Origin of the sequence: Nonomuraea maritima, assembly GCF_900100395.1 — a bacterium.
Taxonomy (GTDB): domain Bacteria; phylum Actinomycetota; class Actinomycetes; order Streptosporangiales; family Streptosporangiaceae; genus Nonomuraea; species Nonomuraea maritima.
Map to the genome: position 1 here is coordinate 1 of NZ_FNFB01000084.1, position 1,250 is coordinate 1,250.

The 1,250-nt window shown below is 67.2% G+C and carries 1 pseudogene; it reads right to left on the bottom strand.

Going from position 1 to position 1,250, the window contains the following annotated elements:
- Window positions 1–40: 40 nt before the first annotated feature.
- Window positions 41–1,182, bottom strand: a pseudogene (locus BLR04_RS39430) (IS3 family transposase).
- Window positions 1,183–1,250: the final 68 nt, after the last annotated feature.

Here is a 1,250-nt window from a genome sequence, read left to right on the forward strand (position 1 = left end):
TGGTGTGCCCCGACTTCGGTGGAGTCGCGTTTCTGGATTGTCATGCCACGGTGGACGCGTTCTCGAACTGTATCGGGGTGAGCATGCCCAGGCTGCTGTGCCGTCGTTGCCGGTTGTGCCAGATCTCCAGGTACTCGAAGATCGCGTTGGCGAGTTCGATCCGGGTGTTCCAGCGCCGGCGGTCGAGGAGCTCGACCTGCATGCGTGACCAGAACGACTCCATCATGGCGTTGTCGAAGCAGTCCCCGACGCTGCCCATCGACGGCAGCAGTCCGGAGTCCCTGGCCCGCTGAGTGAAGATCCAGGAGCCGAACTGCACGCCCTGGTCGGAGTGGATGATCGTGCCCGCCGGCGGCGTGCGGCTGTCGATGGCCATCCCCAAGGCGCTGGTCACCAGCGTGGCGGTCTGGGTCGAGTCGATCGACCAGCCGACCACGCGACGGGAGTAGGCATCCAGCACCACGCAGCAGTACACCTTGCCCTCACGCGTCGGATGTTCGGTGATATCGGTGACCCACAGCTGGTTGGGCTCAGTCCGTGTGAACGCCCGGTCGACCAGGTCGGTGGCGATCAGATCCGGCTTGGCGCGCCGCCACTTGGGCCGGCCGCTGAGGCCTTCCAGCCCGGCGCGGCGCATGAGGCGCTCCACCGCTCCGTGGCTGACGGGCACCTGGTGGCCCAGCGTCAACTCGGCATGCACCCGCCGGGCGCCATAGGTGCCCCGCGAGCGCTGGTGGATCTGCCGGATCAGGTCGCTCAGCCACGCGTGCCGGACGGTCCGCAGCGAGGGCGGCCGGACCCGCCAGGCGTAGTAGCCGGACATCGAGACCGCCAGGACACGACAGGCCACCTCGACGGGGATGCCTTCGCCGGCCATCACCGCGATGGCCTCGAACCGACTTTTGGGGGCGCCGCCTCTCGTACCAGCTCGATGGCCCGGCGAGTGGCGTGAAGCTCGGCCTCCAACTCGGCGATGCGCCGTTTCGCGGCCGCCAGTTCGGCCTTCTCCCCACTGGTCAGGCCAGGCTCCAGGCCGCGGTCGATGCGGTCTTGCCGCCGCCAGTTGTAGATCGTCTGTGTGCTGATGTCCAGGTCGCAGGCCAGCTCGGTAGCCGTGCGGCCTGCTTCGAGTAAGTCCAGCACCTTACGCCGGAACTCCGGCGGGTAGCCCCGTCGTCCCATGCCACTTTCCTCTCATCAAGTGGCACAAGAATCCAGAAATCCACCTCCACTCAACGCGGGGCACACCA